We start from the raw sequence: 17723 nt of genomic DNA, 5'->3' as shown, positions 1-17723 counted from the left end.
ATATATGCTTGTACTTATTTAATTAGAACTTGGCTTTTCTGCTTCTTGTTGTGGTTCAAGTGGCGGTACAAGTGTTACACCTAACTCTGTACCAGGTTGCAACAATGTTCCTTCTGGCACACTTTGTTCAGTTACGTATCCTGTACCATTAGGTTTTAGGTTAAGCTTTAATGTTTTCGCTAAATTCATAACATCGCGAAGCGCCCAGCCTTGTATATTTGGCATTGTAGGTTTATCCGCCACTAAGAAGACTCGGTCACCCTTCAATGTTTGTTCAGTCGCTTTCGGTACTTGTTGCTGTACTTTCCCTTCACCTAATACGATTGGACGAAGTTTTGCTTTATCAATAGCTTTTTTCGCTTCTTCCATCGTTTTTCCGGTTACATCTGGAACAGCAGTTTGCTGCTCTTTCACATATTTCTTCGGATCTTTCACTTCATTAGGCTTAATCTTTAAATACTCTAAACTATTCTTCGTTACATATTTAAAAATATCAGCTAAAGGTTGTGCGCCACTCTCATCATCTTTCAACTTCGGTTGTTTAACAGCTACATATACAACAAGTTGTGGGTCATCCATAGGTGCCATACCTAAGAACGAGAATATGTAATTCTCTCTCCCTGTCATATAGCCACCTTTTCCATCCGGAATTTGCGCTGTTCCTGTTTTACCACCAACTGAATATCCATCGACTTTATAAGCAGTTCCAGTTCCTTTCGGCGATGTAACAACACGTTCTAATAACTGTCTTACTTGCGCCGCTGTTGCTTTCGTAACAGGTTTTCCTACTTCTTCTGGCTTATGTTCTAATTTTACTTCGCCTGTTATTGGATCTACAATTTTATCAATTGTATAAGGCTTCATCATTTTCCCATCATTTGCAATAGCTGTTGCAGCTTGTACAAGTTGAATTGGCGTTACAGTAGAACCTTGTCCAAAAGCTGTTGTTACTTGCTGTATTTGCTGATCGAATATAATTGTATTTGACCCTTCACCAGGTAAATCAATGTTCGTTTTTTCATCTAATCCGAAAGCATGGATATATTTTCGGAAACGTTCTGGGCCAAGTTTTTGATCCCCTAAAATTGCAAACGCTACGTTGGAAGAACGCTCTACCCCTTCATCGAACGTGATAGATCCCCATCCAGCACCGCCGTTATGATCTTTTATTTTTCTGTTTCCTACTTGATATGTACCAGACTGATAATAATCTTGTCCCTTATACACACCTTCATTAATAGCTGCTGCTAGCGTGAATATTTTCATTGTTGATCCAGGTTCAAATGCATTTGCAATTGCATCATTATAAAAATACTTAATATTCTCTTGGTTCGGATCATAACTAGGCTTACTAGACATTCCTAATATTTTCCCTGTTTTTGGATCCGCAACAATTCCTATTAAGCTTTCTGGTTCATAATGTTTACTCGCTTCTTTCATTGCGTCTTCTAAATAACTTTGAATACGCTGGTCAAGCGTTAAATATACATTATCTCCATTTTTAGGTGCCTCTACATTCACTTTCCCGCCGTCAAGAGACACACCTTTACGATCGCCTGTATAAGCTACTTTTCCGTTAGAAGCTCCTAAATACTTATCCAAACTCTGTTCTAAACCAAATTGCCCTTTAGCAATCCCCTTATCATCAGGTCTCGCATGACCTACGACATAAGATGCGAAATCACCGTTTGGATATACTCTTGCATTTTCAGTAATAAAAGATATACCTGGCAATTTTAACGCTTCTATTTGATCTTTCTGTTCTTTCGTCAAGCCCTTACCTAATTTCCCAAATTCCACTTGACTTCTACCTTCTTTATTTAACGTGGCTAAAATCGTCTCTTCATCTGTTCCGAGTACTCCCGCAATTTTCTTTGCAGTATCCTCTTTATCCTTAACCGGCTTCGCACCTTTTAATTCCGCTACAAGTTTATAAGAGTTTGCATCTTGCGCTAATACATGGCCGTTTTGATCATAAATCGTCCCGCGATTCGCTTCCAGAACTCCTGTTTTACCATGTTTTTGCTGAGCGAGTTTATCCAAATCTTGATTATGCACGGTTCCTGTTGCTTGTATGTAAAAAAATCGGGCTAATAACAGCAAAAAGAGCAGGAGGAATAAAATCATAAAATACCCTGCTCCCTTATTGGTATGAAATTTAGTCATAGTTCTCTTCATTTTCCCTTCACACCTATTGCCTTATTTGAGGCCTTTCACATTATTCGCATTAATTTCTAGCCCGTGTTTTTTCGCAACTTCAGAGATGCGTTCATAACGACTTAACTTCTCTACTTCAGCTTGTAATTCTTGATTTTCTTTTTGCTGCTGTACAATTTTTTGTTCTATCGTCGCAGCTTCTACATTAACTTGATAAAGACCTGCTTTATTTCCAATAAACGCTACACAGGCATACAATAAAAAGCCAATAAACGCTACATACAACAGTTTTTCGATTCTTGTAATCTTCGCTTTAGCTTTTGGCTGAACCATCTGCTGTGGGGGCGTTTGAATCTGAACCTCTTCTTGCGCTTGTTGTTTGTACTTTACAGCTAAGTTACTCATACCTCTCTCCCCTTTTTATCTTTTTTCAGCGATTCTCAATTTCGCAGAACGCGCTCGATTATTTTCTTCTAACTCAATATCAGAAGGTAAAATCGGTTTTCTCGTAATAAGCTTTAATTTCGGCTTAAATTCATCAGGAATAATTGGTAATCCTGGTGGCAATTGTGGCGTTGTACTATTTCGCTTAAACGTCGTTTTACAAATACGGTCTTCTAAAGAATGGAATGTTATAACACTAACTCTTCCGCCTGGCTTAACCATTTCAATTGCAGATTCCAACGCTTCTTCAAATACTTTCAATTCATCATTTACTGCAATACGGATTGCTTGGAACACTCGCTTCGCAGGATGCCCCCCCGTTCTACGAGCAGGAGCTGGAATACCCTCTTTAATTAGCTCTACTAATTCCCCTGTCGTTTCAATAGCTTTATTCTCACGATACGCTTCAATTTTTCTTGCTATTTGTTTTGAAAATTTCTCTTCACCATACTGGAAGAAAATTCTTACAAGTTGTTCATATGACCAGCTATTTACAACATCATATGCTGTTAACGGTGCATCCTGATCCATTCGCATATCTAACGGTGCATCATGATGATAACTAAAACCACGCTCTGGTGTATCTAATTGCGGGGATGAAACACCTAAATCAAATAAAATACCGTCTACTTCTGTTATACCTAATTCCTGTAGTTTTTCAGATAAATAACGGAAATTACTCTTTACTGTTATGAACTGCTCACCGTATGAAGAGAATTTTTCTTTCGCATTTTGAATCGCTATCTCATCTTGATCAAACGCGATTAATCTTCCGCCTTCAGTTAGTTGGGATAATAAATAAGAACTATGTCCTCCTCCCCCCAGTGTACAATCTACATATGTACCATCTGGCTTTATATCTAAGCCGTCTACTGTTTCCTTCAAAAGCACTGTTACGTGTTTAAACATTGTTGCACCTACTCTTTTTCCAATTAATTATGTTGAATGTATCTCCTCCTCTAAACGCATAATTCACGATTAGAAAACGAAATACTATGAAAGAACGACTCATTTAACTTGCCTACAAAGGCAGCATACTATACAAATCGCTATTTTCTTTTATTATATACTAAATTTTATCATCTTTTGCGGGAATTGAAATAAAAAACTGTCGAAAAAGATAATAATACGTTTACATTTTGTGCTATTTTGTCATATATTTAAGTATCCTGCATAATTACGATATTCACCATTTTTAAATTAATAATTCAGAAAAATTTCACTTCACAGTAAATTCAACGAGATAAAAATAAAATCCTGCTCCTAAGAGCAAGATTCTATAGTTTTATAACATGATGTTTCCCGTTCCAAGAAAATGATGTTTCCATTACACGATCAACGAAATCTAAACCGTACTGATTTAAATAATAACATACATTCCACACACGCTCTTGCGGCGCTCCTGATGGGCGGAGTGCAAATTGTATACGACGGAATTTATTTAATTGCACTTCATGTTTTTTCTCAACATTTCTTTTCAACATTTTTTCCAACAGTTCAATTTGTTCATTAATTTTGAATTCGTTTTTCCCTGCAAATGCACTTAATCCAGGATCTATTTTCTTCACAAATTGTTGTAATGACATATGAATATCAATTATTTCTTTTTTCGCCTCTACAAATCGGTCATCTATCGGTTCCTCTATTTGATTAGACAACCAATCATCACGCAACTTATCTACGTTATTTAAAAACGGATCACTCTCTTGCAATTGTAAATCATGCAAATCTGTCGCTATATCCCTCTCTATATAAGTGATTGTAATACGCGGAACGACAGGCGGCATTCGGAAACCAATCGTATGGAAGACTTGTTGTAATTCACTCCAGTAAGCTAATTCTCCTGGCCCCCCAATAAATGCCAACGTAGGAAATACATACTCTTGCATAAGAGGGCGCGTTACAACATTATTACTAAAGCGCTCCGGGCTTCTTTCCATCTCATCAATCAATTCCTCATATGAAAAGGAATACGCTCCATCCTTCCCAACAAACTTGCCTTGATTGTCTTCAAGTAACACTCGCTCATTATCAATTTCCATGAATATATGCACTGCATTAGACTTCGTTTCAATAATTGGTTTATATCCTAATTCTTTAATTACTTCCTGTTGGTTATGTAGCCCTTCTTGTACGTCTTTATACTTCCCTATAATTTGTTTAAAAAATGGCACTTCTAATTTTCTTAGTTCAGGATGATGCGAATCGACAAGAATTAAACCAGAATTCACGAACATTTTCATAATAAGATGACCAAAGAAATCTACATACGTATTTGATTTCGCCAGTGAATCATCAATAAATTGAAGTACATCCTTTGTAAAATTCGTTTCAGGGTATGTTTTAAAAATTTCTTCAATCCACTTTCTACAGTCTTCCAAAGAAAGCTCGGACTCTGAAGCACTCGCCTTTTTCGGATTACGATCATGAAAAATAGTCTTTTTTATTTTTTTATTCTTCGTTACAAAAGTATGATTGATTTCATCCATATCATGATCTTCACCAGCAATCCAGAAAACAGGAACAACTTTAACACCTAAACTTTCTTCCTTTTCCTTCGCAAGCTGTAAAACTGAAATAATTTTATGAATCGTGTAAAGTGGCCCTGTTAATAACCCAGCTTGTTGCCCAGCTATTACAACATATGTATTTTCATCTCCAAGCGATTTTACATTTTGAATTGTAGCTTCTCCCGCTTGTAATTTTGTATTATATTCTAATAAATGCGCTACTAAATCTTGGCGGAAAAACTCCCTCTCACGCAAATCTTGTACACGCTGTTTAAAAGCATCTTCTGTTAACATATAATCAAAACACGACTGTATCTCTTTTTTACCGTTCATATAGTCCGCTACAACACCTTGTTGCGGAACAGAGATTTCTTTTATCTCCATATAATTCTTCCTTTCGTATCCTGTTCTCTCACCAATCCACATTGTAGTCAATGTTGCACGTAAAAGCAAAGAATTACACTTATACTTTTACTTCTAATCCTTTTATTGCATCAAACAAAAATTGAAGTGTCGGAACGGATCTTTGCTGTTTCTTAGCTTCTTCTAATACATACCCAACAATTGCACCAATTTCCGTTTGTCTATTCGCTCTTACATCTGCCAGCATAGATGATGTATTATGAGACGTTCTTTCACATACGTGACGTACTAGTTCCCATACCATTTCTTTTTCTTCTTTAACAAGAAAAGCGACTTCGTGAAATACTTGCTCCATCATCTGATAAAAAAATGGATTCGTAATCAAATCTCCATTCTTGACTTGTAATAATGCTGTTAATGGATTGATACATACATTAACCACTAATTTTTTGTGCATAACATCCTTCCAATCCTCTTCTATGTGAATCGGAAAATGTGGAAATGGAAAGCAGTTAAACATTTTTTCAAAATGTATAGACCGGCCGTGCACAATTCCAAACTTTGTTACACCTATTCCCGTATGATAAACGGTATGTATTTCTTCTTTTTTTGCACCATGCTCTACAATTCCAACTGCAATATTTTCATTCTCTATTTTCTGCATAGCATGAAGATGTGACATTCCGTTTTGCAAAAAGATTAATGAGGATTTCCCTCGCACAAAAGGTAGTATGTCAGTTATATGATATTGCTTAACAGCAATAAATATATAGTCTAGCTGTTTGTCTAACATACTTTCTATTGGTAAAACAGGCGGGAATACCGTTTCGCGTTTCCCCTCCCTAATACAAGTTACACCCGTTATATTCAATTCATCAGCCTGCTTAGCTGTCCTTGTAAACAACGTAACATCTTGATTACTTTTTTGTAAATAAAATGCATATAATAGACCGATTGCTCCTGGTCCCACAACTCCAATTTTCATTATCACACAAGGAACTTATTTGAACACGATACATAAGTCCCTTTTTCCCCTCCCCTTTTTATCCCGCAAATGCCCAATTGATACGGGATCATAATTAACTAAAGATGAACAAATGCCACCTCTTCTTCCAATATGTACATACTACTTATTAATATGCTCCTACTCTTAGTTTAGCAAATCCTCAAAAAAATAATAAAAGAAATATACTATCATCTTCATAAAAATAAAAAAATGAGTTATAATATTATTATAAATATTTTTACTTTTCTGCATTCAACGAGACAAGAAAAGGATGTGATGTTATGGGATTCCCAAAAGTTGAGCGCTTGCTCATCAATTATAAAACATTAGACGAGTTTAAAAAATTTAAAGGTTGCGGAGCTCAAGAACTATCCATGTTAGAAGAATTACAAGCGAATATTATTGAAAACGATAGTGAATCTCCATTTTACGGTATTTATTACGGCGGATCACTAATTGCACGTATGAGTCTATACATGAAAAGGAACGGCGGGGAACCATTCGAAATTACAGGTACTTACCTAGAACTCTATAAACTTGAAGTGTTACCAACTTTCCAAAAACAAGGATTCGGAGAAATGCTTGTAAATTATGCGAAAGGGCTGCAGTTCCCAATTAAAACGATCGCACGTATCCATTCAGCTGGTTTTTGGGATAAATTAAATTTTCAGCCTGTATCAGTACCCGATGGTGATTTTTACGTTTGGAACCCAGAAACAAATTTGAATACGGTTACAAACGAAGAGTCTGCATAAGAAATAAAAAAACAGCTACATAGCAGCTGTTTTTTTATTTCTTTAACTTCTCTAATTTCCCATTCGAACGAGCACTATTCCTTTCTGCTACCATTACACTTCTTTTTTGATCGATATAATCAAGCAATGTTCTATATTCTTCCTCATATACTGATAATCGTTCCAAAAGACTCTCTTTCTCTGTTTGTAACGATTCAATTTGCTGTTGCAACACCATTAAAGAGTTTTCATCTTTATAATTTTGCAAGAAATCAATAACATCATTCAATGTAATTGACGTAGGCTCTAATACCTTCGTCTCTTTCACTTCATAATTTTCCACTTTACGCAGTTGCTTCGCTTCTTCAATACGTTCTTTGTATTGCTTTCTAACGTAAGAATTCCATCTAAAGCCACATGCTGCTGGTGTACGAGATAAATGTCTTCCCACCTCTTTAAAGGCAGATAATTGCGTTCCGCCTTCTCGAATATGCCGGAGTACTACTTCTGCCAGAAGCAAATCTTCATCATCAGTCCAAGCATCTTGTCTTGTTGTCGCCATCTCTCTAGTCCTCCCTATGCATTTTTTATTAAACATATGCAGTTACTAGAAAAGATAGAATACATCAAATGAAGAATAAGACAAAAAAAATAAACGTAGAAGATATCTTCTACGTTTATTTCCCGCAATTACTTGCTGATTACTTCTTTACCTTTGTAAGTACCGCATGCTTTACATACACGGTGAGCTAATTTCGCTTCACCACAGCTTGGGCACTCTACCATACCAGGTACTGATAATTTGAAATGCGTACGACGCTTTCTTTTTACTGTTTTAGAAGTTCTTCTAAAAGGTACAGCCATTCTTCCCACCTCCTTAAAAGAAATAGTTATTTTCATATGAAGGCCTGAACCAGTCTTCCGAGTTATTTGTCAAAAAACTTTGCAAGTCCTGCTAATCTTGGATCAACAGTCTTTTCTTTGTTTTCTTCCGAAATCACTTGCCAGTCTTGACCTTGCATCGGTGCTCCACCAGAAACATCATCACTGAAAATTTGCATTGGAATCTCCAAAAGTATATTTTCCTTGATTACGGGCAGTAAGTCAAGTACTTCTCCTTCTAAACAATGAATTTCAGCTTCAGTTTCAAATTCTTCTTGTGAAGTTTGGAACACCTCAGTTGTTTTAATGTCAAATGGTAATGTCACATCTACTAAAGAGCGAGAACATGGTAAAACCATGCTTCCAGTTATATGTAGATGGAACGTAAACTTACCGGAGCCAAAATCAACTCTTCCTGTTACATGAACAGGATTAATTTCACGAATATCTTTCTCGACCTCTTTTAGCTCACTTACATCTACCATCTCATCCAATGTCAATCCTTTATTTCTCAATTTATTCAATTGATGGATGGACCATTTCATATCATATCACCTCAAGGCAACAAACAAAATTATAGCTAGCCATTTTATATTTGTCAATGTTTTTTCTTTACACTATAATGAAGTCATCATAGTAAATATTATATAGAGTATCACGTTTTTCAAAAAGATGCTACATCGAAAGGAGAGATTACCATAAAAGCCAGTGGTATTGTCGTTGAATATAACCCTTTTCATAACGGTCATGATTATCATGTGCAACAAACAAAAAAGTTAACACACTCTGATATTACAATAGCTGTTATGAGTGGCCCTTTTTTACAACGTGGCGAGCCGGCACTCGTATCCAAATGGTATCGTACCAAAATGGCCTTAGCATGCGGTGTAGACCTCGTTGTAGAGCTTCCATATGCCTTTTCAACACAAAAGGCTGAAACCTTTGCAAATGGCGCTATATCTATTTTAAACGCCCTACACGTTTCTGAAATTTGTTTCGGTAGTGAAGATGGCCAAATCGAAAATTTTTATAACACCATCTCTGTGCAAAAAAATAAAGAAGAGACTTATAATCGTCTTGTAAAGCAATTTATGAACGCAGGTAATAGTTACGCAAAAGCTACTTCTGAAGCTTTCCGACACATTTTACCTTCCGAAAAAAACATAGACATGTCACAACCGAATAACATTTTAGGCTTCCAATACATGAAAGCAATTTTGACGCAAAATAGTTCTATGCAAGCACAAACGATAAAAAGATTTGCCTCTCATTATCATGATGAAACTTTTAACGACCAACATATTGCAAGCGCAACAAGTATTCGCAAACAACTTTTTAGCGAAAATAGTTCCTTTACAGAAATTGAGCCTTTTATCCCAAAAGCGACTGCCTCTCTTTTAGCAAGTTATAAGCAAAACTACGGGACATTACATAATTGGGAACAATACTTTTCATTTTTCAAATACAAACTTATGACAATGTCTCCAGACGACTTACGACATATATATGAAATTGAAGAAGGTTTAGAGCATCGTATTTTATCAAAAATACAAACCAGTTCCTCCTTCCATTCATTCATGGAAGCATTAAAAACGAAGCGTTATACGTGGACTAGATTACAAAGAGCTTGTACACATATTTTAACGAATACAACAAAAGAAGAAATACATAACGCAAATATAGAGCAGCATGCACCGTACATCCGTCTACTAGGCATGTCACGAAAAGGACAAACTTACCTTTCAAAAAACAAGAAAAAAATAGAGCTTCCAATCCTTACCCATACAAAAATATTTGACCATCCAACTTTACATATAGAGCGAAAAGCCAATTCTGTATATTACTCCATCATGCAAGAACCGTTACGAACACAACTACTAAAACAAGATGCAACACATCATCCCATTCGTTATGATGAAACAACCTCAAAATTTCTATAAAAAACCTCTCTTTTTCAGAGAGGTTTATTTTTTATTGCCTATTTTTTCTAAATACATTAATGCATCTTCCAGCGTATCAACTGGCACAACTTTCATTTTTGTTTTAATGTCTTTCGCAGCCTCAAGTGCATCTTTATAATTCGATTTCTCAGCACCTTTTTCATTTGGTGCAAAGAACACTTCAGCACCAGCATCACTTGCAGCGACCACTTTTTGCTGAATACCGCCAATCGGGCCAATTTCTCCCTTTTCATTAATCGTACCTGTTCCAGCTATTTCATGACCTCTTGTTAAATCCTCTTCCACCAGCTGATTATATATTTCTAATGTAAACATTAGACCTGCCGATGGTCCGCCTATTTCATGAGAATCAATTTTCACTTTCGGATCTACCACTAATTCTCTTTCCGTAACGATAGAAACACCTATACCAACACGCCCATTTCCATTCGGAATGGTCTTTACATTTAAGTTTTCTTTTAACTGTTTTCCATTCCTCTTGTACTCAATACTTACTGTATCTCCTTCTTTTTTCCCTGTCATATATTCAATAAATTGCTCCGTCTTTTCAAATATTTTTCCGTCGACAGCTATGATAACGTCTCCAAGTTTAAGCTTACCTTCTGACGGCATCCCTTTCGCTACACCAGCAACCAATACACCTTTATCTTCAAAAGAAACCGTACGATTTGCACGTTTGTAAGCATTATAGATTGCTGCATTTTGCGAATCTTTCATCGCATAATTTTGGCGAAATTGATATTCTTCATCACTTTCACCTTTTTGCAATATTTCTTCCGCTTTTGAAATATGTGTATATTTATTAAACTGTGCCGCTATTAAATTCACCACATTTGCTGGTCCCATCGAAACCGTAACAAGCATAAAGTCACCAGATTCTTTCGTTCCCCCTTCAACTTGAACGTAAGGCTCTAATTTGGCAGCCATTCCTGGTTTTGTTATATAATACGGTAAACGTACGTAAACAAGTAACATCGCCAATATAACCCCTATTAAAATTGCATATATAAACCGAAAACGCTTAAACATTATGTTTCTCCTTCCACTGCTCAATTAATAAATGAATATTTGCAATATGTTTTTCCGCTTCTACTTCTCCAACTCGAATAATGTCTTCAATGTTTGTAAAAGCACGGGAACTAAATTGTTCTACAGCTGGTCGCATCATTAAATCCGATGCAATTTGCCGATTCATTACAAGCTCATGTTGCATAATTTCAATACTCTGCATAATCACATCATAAATAGACGTAACTTCACCATTTACTTTAATTGGGGATACATCAACAGCAATGACAATATCGGCACCTAACTCTTTCACAACCGATACTGGAATACGATCAATCACTCCGCCATCCACCAATAATCTTCCATCTATTTTCTCTGGTACAAACACTCCAGGTACAGATATGCTAGCTCTCACCGCTTCTGCAACAGGACCACTTGTAAAAACTACTTTTTCCCCCTTCAAAATGTCAGTAGCCACAACAGCCGTCGGGATATCTAACTCTTCTAAATTTTTATTATATGTAAACATTTTAATCATATCTTTGACACGTTTTCCAGCAATAAATCCCATTTTCGGAACCGTAAAATCTAAATAATATTTCCTTTTAAAAACATTTGCCAGTTTATATAGTCTTTCAACGTTAGAGCTAGCTGCATAAAATGTACCTACTAAAGCCCCCATACTACTTCCTGCAATCATATGAATCGGTATACCATTTTCCCTTAAAACTTTTATAACACCAATATGGGCAAATCCTTTTGCACCCCCAGATCCAAGCGCTAAACCAATTTTCGGTTCTTTCATTTTTCTCACCCTTTAATTTTTTTCATTCCTTTTTCATACTTATGGTCTAAATTCACTACGTATCCACGTATACTGAAATGAACGTTTTTTGGGACAAAGGGGGATTTACTTACATGTATGAAAAATGGAAAACGGCTTTCCTTACCATATCAACACTGTTTTTAACCTTTTCTCTTGTACTCCACCCCCAAGCTGCTTTGCAAGCTTCCATTCGAGGGTTAAATATATGGTGGGAAGTTGTATTCCCTTCACTTTTACCGTTTTTCATCATTGCCGAACTTCTCATTAGTATTGGTGTTGTAAAATTTATAGGCGTTATATTAGAACCACTTATGCGACCACTTTTCCGCGTGCCAGGGATAGGCGGATTTGTTTGGGCAATGGGAATGGCTTCAGGATTCCCCGCTGGCGCCAAATTAAGCGCCAGACTGCGTAAAAGCAATCAACTAACACAAATCGAAGCAGAGCGCCTCGTATCTTTTACAAACTCATCCAATCCACTTTTTATTTTCGGAGCTGTTTCTATCGGTTTTTTCAATAATCCGAAATTAGGAATCGTATTAGCTGCTGCACATTATTTTAGTAACTTTTTCGTCGGGTTACTGATGCGATTTTACGGTAATAACAAGATTTCCACGCATGATAAACATACTACTAAAAAACGCTCTTTTCAAAACCCATTTTCAATCCTACACGAAACACGTATGCAAGAAAAAAGACCAATAGGAAAATTACTTGGAGACGCTATCGTTTCTTCTATTCAAACACTACTTATGATTGGTGGATTTATTATTTTATTCTCTGTTTTAAATAAAATGATTACTGTATTTCATATTACCGTAGCTCTTTCTTTTATTATGCAACATATTTTATCATTCTTCCAACTAACTACCGAATTTAGTATTCCGATATTATCAGGCATTTTCGAAATGACACTCGGGAGCCAAATGATTAGTCAAATAAATGATACACCCCTCCTGCAGCAAGCGATGGTAACAAGCTTTATTTTAGCATTTAGCGGCCTTTCTATTCAGGCACAAGTTGCTAGCATATTAGCTGAAACAGACATACGATTTAAGCCTTATTTTTTCGCACGAATTATCCAAAGTATCCTTGCTCCTATTTTTACCTTTATATTTTGGAAACCATTTTATGAAAAAGTAAGCTCTTTTTCACCTATGCAAAAAGATATTCCCGTATTTTTTTCCAACTCTTCTTCTATACTGCATGAAATTTGGACATCTTTTATACACTATGGACCGATATTTACTTTATTTTGTTTATATGTATATGTTATTTTATTATTTTTTCGTAGCAACAAAGAAAAACCCCGTTCACTTTAACGGGGTTTGAAACTTTTCTTTTAAAGCACGTTCTACAACAGGGGGTACAAGATCTACTACACTTCCGCCATATCTCGCGACTTCTTTCACAATGCTCGAACTTAAAAATGAATATTGGTTATTTGTCATAATAAAAAAGGTTTCAATGTTTTCATCTAATTTTCGATTCATAGAAGTAATTTGCATCTCATATTCAAAATCAGAAACCGCTCGTAACCCACGTAAAATTGCATTTGCATTACGCATTTTCGCATACTCCACTAATAGTCCACTATGTGAATCTACTTTTACATTCGGTATTTCCTTTGTTGCTTCTCGAATTAAGTCTAAACGCTCTTCAACTGAAAAGAACGGTTTTTTTGACGAGTTGTTTAAAACTACTACGTATACCTCGTCAAATACCTTTGCTCCCCTTTTAATAATATCCAGATGCCCAAGGGTAATTGGATCAAAACTTCCTGAAGAAATAGCTATACTAGTCATTCTGTCCCCTCACCTTCATACTTATAGATCGATATTGCTGTAACGCCGTAATTCTCAGCTCGCACTTTTACAAGTCTTCCTATAGACTCAGGTAAAACTACATCATTACCATGCTCTGACATAATTAATCCATCTCTATGTAGCAATCCATGTTGATCCATCACACTAATTAAAGATACAATTTTTTGATCTTTATACGGAGGATCAATTAATATAAGATCGAATGCTATTTCACGTTTTATAAGAGCCTTTACCGCACGTTCTGCATCATTTCGATATACTTCAGCTTGTTCCTGTATTCTACAACTTTCTAAATTTTGATGGATTACCTTTATCGCTTTATTATCTCGATCAACAAAGATTGCTTTATCAATCCCTCTACTTATAGCCTCAATTCCAAGACCACCACTACCGCCAAATAAATCAAGCGCGATACCACCATCAAAATAAGGGCCTATCATATTAAAAATCGATTCTTTTACTTTATCTGTCGTTGGACGTGTTGTATTACCCGGCACCGCTTTAAGTGGGTGTCCTTTACATTTTCCTGAAACTACTCTCATCTGTTGTCACTACCTTTATTTCAATCTATCGAGCAATTATAGAAAACCCTTCTCCATTCGGTAACCGCTACCAAACTATACGATTCCATTCATCTTTCAACGAACACTAGAAGAACTTCGTTTAAAATAACTGCTCTGCATTTTTATGTATTCATCTCACCATTCGCTAACACGAACTATTCGTTTCACTTTACCCCGCGTTAACGGGCAGTAAAACTCCCACCTCAAAATTCAGCTAGAGCAAAGAAGTTAGGTGGGAGGTCTAACTGCCCGTAAAAGCCCGATTGGTTCAACTAATAATCAGTGGGAAATGCCCCCACTGATTAAAGTTTCACTTTATCTTTTTTATCCTATCATAAAATAAAAAAAAGAAAAATAAAAAGCCCAACATAAAATTTAATTTCATGATGTATATCTTCATTTAGATTGGACATAAATAATTATAACAACATCACCTTCGATGTTGTTGCCAACCGCGGAGAAGACTTACGTTTCCCCATAAGTTCTTCCTCCGGTTTCTCCTCTCCCTTTGCCTTCTTACTAGTACATGCTAGTATAAGAAGGGCCCTGCTTTGCAGGGTTTTTTTTCGTTGTTTACTTTTCATTTAAAAAGTGAGATGGTACAGTAAAAGAAAGAGGAGGAAAAAATATGATTCAACGCTTTATAGAACTCGGAGAAGGCTACTCTGATTTATATGAATTACTTGAAATTGCCAAAGCAAATCAAGAACGTATAACACATATGTTACAGTTTGAAACGATTAAAAATGAAAAAAAAGTGTGCTCACTTGTTGTAATATTAAAACCAACTACTACTGGTGACTTCCAGCCATTATACATATGTCGTGAAGGCATTCCTGTACTTGAAAATAAAAAAAGTAAACGTGTCCTATTATTTGAAGAAACGGCAGAACAACTAGGAAAAAAAGTGACTACCTTTACAGTAAAACCATCCACAACTTTTCCAGAAAAAGAACTGTTTTTCAATCATTTAATTGGTATTTTACGAATGAATAATTTCATTCCTCCAATGAAATAACACTTTATTCCAATAAAAAAAATCCCCCGCTAAAATTAGCAGGGGATTTTTTCTATTAACTATAATCGTATTCTTTTGCCCGATCAGGACGAGAATTTTCAAATTCCGTTTTTAAATACGGGCGGTACGACTGTTCTATCTTTTTCACAAAAGGAAGTTTATTCAACTTTTGCATCATATGCTCAATTTGTTCCATATCACAATATACTACTGCATATTTTAAGCGTTTTGATATGTAATGTATGTTACCATATTTCCTTAAAATCTTGGCATGTTTCAATGAATGTAAATAAACAATCATACTTTGTCGTTGCCCGAACATAATCTTCTCCATCTTCTCCTTTTAAAAACATATATTTTATATTTTATGAAAACCAATCAGAAATTTATGACATTACAGGACAAACTCTGTATACGTTTTCTTCTATCTTCTAAAAAACGGGGTGATTTACCCCGTTTTACAGCCGCAACCCCCGCCAGTACCACAACCGCCACCACAGCCACCAGCATCGAAAAATGGATTTCCTGTTGGAACTTTGATGGAAGAGGACACCTCAGAACCGATTGCTACACTAACTTCATCTAACAACTTTTGTAAAGCCGTTTCTACTCGTTTAAAAGCTGCAATCTTATCATGTAAGTCTACAGAACGTTTTAACTCCCTCATTTTCGTCGAAACGAAAGTATAATCAGGATGGTATTTACCGAAACGTTGCACTTCCTCATATCGTTCTTTCATCGCTGTAAATTGCTGAATCAACGTTTGAACTTCCATATCTTCATGCAATTCTTTATAACACTTACGATAATCTTCTGCTATATCTGAACAGATAATCGCTTTTGCAAGCTGCTCTGCCTTATCTAATATTAATACGCTTTCCAGCGTCGCTACAATCATGAGTGACACCTCCGAGTATTCATCATACCACATTTAGAATAGAACTACTAATTGAAGTGCCTCACTAAATAGAAAGATATCATTCTAACTATTTTTATATAATGTCCACACAAATTTATACATGAATATGTTCTGCAATATTATATTTAAGAACATCCCATTTCCCACTATTTTCGTTTACATAGCTAATACATGCATTTTTTAACGGTGTCTTAAACGAAATATCTTCCGGGGCAATTGCATGTAGAATCGCTTTTATCGCATGTGAATGGGCTACAATGATAATACGTTTGCCAGAATGAGCCTCTGCAACATCTTTTACAGCAGCAAAACAACGCGCTACAATCTCTTCATCTTGCTCCATACCTTCTACTTCCCCTGCTGCAATTAATTCCCTAACAGTCGCAACCGGCTTCCCAGAAGCTTCACCAAAATTACGTTCAACAAATCGCTCATCTAATAAAATTGATTGTAATCCAGTTGCCCCTGCAATTTCCTTAGCTGTTTCGTGTGCTCTAATTAACGGGCTACTAATAATTACATCCCATGCCTCCGCTTGTAAAGCAGCTGCACTTTGACTCGCTTGCTTCTTCCCTACTTCATTCAGCGGAATATCTTCACGTCCCTGAATAATCTCTTGAAAATTCCAATCAGTTTGTCCATGTCGTACTAAACAAATTTCCGTCATGCTCATGCTGCAACTCCTTTTTAAATAATCCGCTTCTATTGTATCAAAAGTTCTGCATGACGGACATAGTTTTCCCTTCCAATTATGTTGTATTTTGCTGCTTCATATACTGAAACATATCAATCATAATGGAGGCAACTGCTAATTGATTTTGGAATTTCTCAACTTTATCTGGTATCGTTTTTTTGAAATGTTGCATAGCCGCTAACTCAAACGCCTCTTTTTCTTCCGGGTTTCTTGTTAGTTTTCTATACCAGTACGGTTGCTCCCTAATATACCGAGATAAATCCTCATCAGCCTTTATAAACTCCATAATTTCTGCTCTCATCCGCTTTCCCCCTAATCCTTCTGAAAGAAAAATGGATTATTTTCGGAAGTACTCTCTTCTTGCTGCGCGGGCTTCCCTTGAAATTGTTGAAAAGCTTGTTGCACACTACCGATAGCACTCGTCACATTGGCTAAATGCTGTTGCATTTGTTCCACGTCTAGCTTTTTAAAGAAAGACAGCATTTGTCCCATCACATCAGCAGCTTTTTCCTCTTCAGTTCGAGTATCTTTTTCTTTTCTTTTTTCTTTTTTCTTTTCTTTTACTGAAGAAAAAGCAGGTGCTCCATCCGGTCTAAAAGTTGCCCATATCGGATCTTCTTCACCAAGTAAATACCATTCTTCATAAAACTGTTGCCAAGTTTTATTACCACTTCTAACTTCATGAACCATTTTAGGGTGATGGTTTACAAACTCTTTAAACTGTTGAACCGATGGATGTAACGGTCCTTTTGTTGTCGGCATAATCCTCACCTCTTCATGTATATCTACTATATAATAAGAAAAAAAAGGCG

General features: G+C 36.1%; 21 protein-coding genes. 4 read left to right on the top strand and 17 right to left on the bottom strand.

Annotated features, from left to right (window positions below; all coding sequences use genetic code 11):
• Positions 1-18: 18 nt before the first annotated feature.
• From VF726_RS11040 to panE, 5 genes are all read right to left on the bottom strand, one after another.
• Positions 19-2178 (bottom strand): penicillin-binding protein, encoded by a 2160-nt coding sequence (locus VF726_RS11040; RefSeq protein WP_440168003.1) that lies wholly within the window; start codon positions 2176-2178, stop codon positions 19-21.
• A gap of 21 nt (positions 2179-2199) precedes the next feature.
• Positions 2200-2562, bottom strand: coding sequence for a cell division protein FtsL (gene ftsL, locus VF726_RS11035; protein ID WP_000067082.1), 363 nt, complete (start codon positions 2560-2562; stop codon positions 2200-2202).
• Positions 2563-2577: 15 nt separating this feature from the next.
• A complete protein-coding gene (gene rsmH / locus VF726_RS11030; RefSeq protein ID WP_166701987.1) occupies positions 2578-3510 on the bottom strand; it encodes a 16S rRNA (cytosine(1402)-N(4))-methyltransferase RsmH in 933 nt (310 codons plus the stop codon).
• A 368-nt stretch (positions 3511-3878) separates the two neighbouring features.
• On the bottom strand, positions 3879-5495 hold the full coding sequence (gene bshC / locus VF726_RS11025) for a bacillithiol biosynthesis cysteine-adding enzyme BshC (protein WP_440168001.1): 1617 nt from the start codon (positions 5493-5495) through the stop codon (positions 3879-3881).
• 79 nt (positions 5496-5574) lie between these two features.
• Complete coding sequence (gene panE / locus VF726_RS11020) at positions 5575-6459, bottom strand: 2-dehydropantoate 2-reductase (protein WP_440168303.1); 885 nt, start codon at positions 6457-6459, stop codon at positions 5575-5577.
• A gap of 302 nt (positions 6460-6761) precedes the next feature.
• On the opposite strand from panE, the gene VF726_RS11015 reads away from it, so the two are divergent.
• Complete coding sequence (locus tag VF726_RS11015; RefSeq protein ID WP_000506704.1) at positions 6762-7235, top strand: N-acetyltransferase; 474 nt, start codon at positions 6762-6764, stop codon at positions 7233-7235.
• Between the two features lie 34 nt (positions 7236-7269).
• Here VF726_RS11015 and VF726_RS11010 read toward each other — a convergent pair whose 3' ends face one another.
• From VF726_RS11010 to VF726_RS11000, 3 genes are all read right to left on the bottom strand, one after another.
• Positions 7270-7776 carry an RsfA family transcriptional regulator gene (locus VF726_RS11010; RefSeq protein ID WP_087958559.1) on the bottom strand — a complete coding sequence of 169 codons (507 nt, stop codon included), beginning with the start codon at positions 7774-7776 and terminating at the stop codon, positions 7270-7272.
• Between the two features lie 128 nt (positions 7777-7904).
• The gene (gene rpmF, locus VF726_RS11005) at positions 7905-8078 is read right to left on the bottom strand and encodes a 50S ribosomal protein L32 (protein ID WP_001984764.1); all 174 of its coding nucleotides are present in this window, start codon (positions 8076-8078) and stop codon (positions 7905-7907) included.
• 62 nt (positions 8079-8140) lie between these two features.
• Entirely contained in the window at positions 8141-8641 is a 501-nt protein-coding gene (locus VF726_RS11000) for a YceD family protein (protein ID WP_000872144.1), read from the bottom strand.
• Positions 8642-8794: 153 nt separating this feature from the next.
• Here VF726_RS11000 and VF726_RS10995 point away from each other — a divergent pair, with 153 nt between their 5' ends.
• Positions 8795-10036, top strand: a complete 1242-nt coding sequence (locus VF726_RS10995; protein WP_440168301.1) for a nucleotidyltransferase — start codon at positions 8795-8797, stop codon at positions 10034-10036.
• Positions 10037-10060: 24 nt separating this feature from the next.
• On the opposite strand, the gene VF726_RS10990 is transcribed toward VF726_RS10995, so the two are convergent.
• Positions 10061-11086: a SepM family pheromone-processing serine protease gene (locus VF726_RS10990; RefSeq protein WP_440167997.1), complete on the bottom strand. Its 1026-nt coding sequence runs from the start codon at positions 11084-11086 to the stop codon at positions 10061-10063.
• Positions 11079-11870, bottom strand: coding sequence for a patatin-like phospholipase family protein (locus VF726_RS10985; protein WP_440167995.1), 792 nt, complete (start codon positions 11868-11870; stop codon positions 11079-11081). The genes VF726_RS10990 and VF726_RS10985 overlap by 8 nt, the downstream gene beginning before the upstream one ends.
• A 113-nt stretch (positions 11871-11983) precedes the next feature.
• Here VF726_RS10985 and ylbJ point away from each other — a divergent pair, with 113 nt between their 5' ends.
• Complete coding sequence (gene ylbJ / locus VF726_RS10980; RefSeq protein WP_440167993.1) at positions 11984-13213, top strand: sporulation integral membrane protein YlbJ; 1230 nt, start codon at positions 11984-11986, stop codon at positions 13211-13213.
• On the opposite strand, the gene coaD is transcribed toward ylbJ, so the two are convergent.
• On the bottom strand, positions 13205-13696 hold the full coding sequence (gene coaD / locus VF726_RS10975; protein ID WP_000200599.1) for a pantetheine-phosphate adenylyltransferase: 492 nt from the start codon (positions 13694-13696) through the stop codon (positions 13205-13207). The genes ylbJ and coaD overlap by 9 nt on opposite strands.
• Positions 13693-14259 (bottom strand): 16S rRNA (guanine(966)-N(2))-methyltransferase RsmD, encoded by a 567-nt coding sequence (gene rsmD / locus VF726_RS10970; protein ID WP_429606865.1) that lies wholly within the window; start codon positions 14257-14259, stop codon positions 13693-13695. The genes coaD and rsmD overlap by 4 nt, the downstream gene beginning before the upstream one ends.
• 649 nt (positions 14260-14908) lie before the next feature.
• Between rsmD and VF726_RS10965 the strand changes: the two genes are divergently transcribed.
• Positions 14909-15298 carry a DUF7147 family protein gene (locus VF726_RS10965; RefSeq protein WP_000616013.1) on the top strand — a complete coding sequence of 130 codons (390 nt, stop codon included), beginning with the start codon at positions 14909-14911 and terminating at the stop codon, positions 15296-15298.
• Between the two features lie 55 nt (positions 15299-15353).
• Here the strand turns inward: VF726_RS10965 and VF726_RS10960 are convergent, their stop codons facing one another.
• The 5 genes from VF726_RS10960 to VF726_RS10940 form a co-directional block, all read right to left on the bottom strand.
• Positions 15354-15620, bottom strand: coding sequence for a YlbG family protein (locus VF726_RS10960; RefSeq protein WP_002080814.1), 267 nt, complete (start codon positions 15618-15620; stop codon positions 15354-15356).
• A 126-nt stretch (positions 15621-15746) separates the two neighbouring features.
• Positions 15747-16196 (bottom strand): YlbF family regulator, encoded by a 450-nt coding sequence (locus tag VF726_RS10955; protein ID WP_166701979.1) that lies wholly within the window; start codon positions 16194-16196, stop codon positions 15747-15749.
• 115 nt (positions 16197-16311) lie between these two features.
• Positions 16312-16884 (bottom strand): histidine phosphatase family protein, encoded by a 573-nt coding sequence (locus VF726_RS10950; protein ID WP_440168298.1) that lies wholly within the window; start codon positions 16882-16884, stop codon positions 16312-16314.
• A gap of 82 nt (positions 16885-16966) precedes the next feature.
• Positions 16967-17212: a YlbE-like family protein gene (locus VF726_RS10945; RefSeq protein WP_001200991.1), complete on the bottom strand. Its 246-nt coding sequence runs from the start codon at positions 17210-17212 to the stop codon at positions 16967-16969.
• An 11-nt stretch (positions 17213-17223) separates the two neighbouring features.
• Positions 17224-17673, bottom strand: coding sequence for a YlbD family protein (locus VF726_RS10940; protein ID WP_440167990.1), 450 nt, complete (start codon positions 17671-17673; stop codon positions 17224-17226).
• Positions 17674-17723: the final 50 nt, after the last annotated feature.

This window comes from Bacillus sp. Brlt_9, from assembly GCF_051948935.1.
GTDB lineage: Bacteria > Bacillota > Bacilli > Bacillales > Bacillaceae_G > Bacillus_A.
Note: the sequence above shows the minus strand (reverse complement) of the source record. Positions and strands in the feature narration are given on the sequence as shown.

Coding starts and splice junctions, on each gene's coding strand:
- VF726_RS10990 (WP_440167997.1), bottom strand. CDS start 11,086: ATGTTTAAGCGTTTTCGGTTTATATATGCAATTTTAATAGGGGTTATA.
- coaD (WP_000200599.1), bottom strand. CDS start 13,696: ATGACTAGTATAGCTATTTCTTCAGGAAGTTTTGATCCAATTACCCTT.
- VF726_RS10965 (WP_000616013.1), top strand. CDS start 14,909: ATGATTCAACGCTTTATAGAACTCGGAGAAGGCTACTCTGATTTATAT.
- VF726_RS10950 (WP_440168298.1), bottom strand. CDS start 16,884: ATGACGGAAATTTGTTTAGTACGACATGGACAAACTGATTGGAATTTT.
- rpmF (WP_001984764.1), bottom strand. CDS start 8,078: ATGGCTGTACCTTTTAGAAGAACTTCTAAAACAGTAAAAAGAAAGCGT.
- rsmD (WP_429606865.1), bottom strand. CDS start 14,259: ATGAGAGTAGTTTCAGGAAAATGTAAAGGACACCCACTTAAAGCGGTG.
- ftsL (WP_000067082.1), bottom strand. CDS start 2,562: ATGAGTAACTTAGCTGTAAAGTACAAACAACAAGCGCAAGAAGAGGTT.
- VF726_RS10955 (WP_166701979.1), bottom strand. CDS start 16,196: ATGATTGTAGCGACGCTGGAAAGCGTATTAATATTAGATAAGGCAGAG.
- VF726_RS10960 (WP_002080814.1), bottom strand. CDS start 15,620: ATGTTCGGGCAACGACAAAGTATGATTGTTTATTTACATTCATTGAAA.
- VF726_RS10945 (WP_001200991.1), bottom strand. CDS start 17,212: ATGAGAGCAGAAATTATGGAGTTTATAAAGGCTGATGAGGATTTATCT.
- bshC (WP_440168001.1), bottom strand. CDS start 5,495: ATGGAGATAAAAGAAATCTCTGTTCCGCAACAAGGTGTTGTAGCGGAC.
- VF726_RS11040 (WP_440168003.1), bottom strand. CDS start 2,178: ATGAAGAGAACTATGACTAAATTTCATACCAATAAGGGAGCAGGGTAT.
- VF726_RS10985 (WP_440167995.1), bottom strand. CDS start 11,870: ATGAAAGAACCGAAAATTGGTTTAGCGCTTGGATCTGGGGGTGCAAAA.
- VF726_RS11010 (WP_087958559.1), bottom strand. CDS start 7,776: ATGGCGACAACAAGACAAGATGCTTGGACTGATGATGAAGATTTGCTT.
- VF726_RS10940 (WP_440167990.1), bottom strand. CDS start 17,673: ATGCCGACAACAAAAGGACCGTTACATCCATCGGTTCAACAGTTTAAA.
- ylbJ (WP_440167993.1), top strand. CDS start 11,984: ATGTATGAAAAATGGAAAACGGCTTTCCTTACCATATCAACACTGTTT.
- VF726_RS11015 (WP_000506704.1), top strand. CDS start 6,762: ATGGGATTCCCAAAAGTTGAGCGCTTGCTCATCAATTATAAAACATTA.
- panE (WP_440168303.1), bottom strand. CDS start 6,459: ATGAAAATTGGAGTTGTGGGACCAGGAGCAATCGGTCTATTATATGCA.
- rsmH (WP_166701987.1), bottom strand. CDS start 3,510: ATGTTTAAACACGTAACAGTGCTTTTGAAGGAAACAGTAGACGGCTTA.
- VF726_RS11000 (WP_000872144.1), bottom strand. CDS start 8,641: ATGAAATGGTCCATCCATCAATTGAATAAATTGAGAAATAAAGGATTG.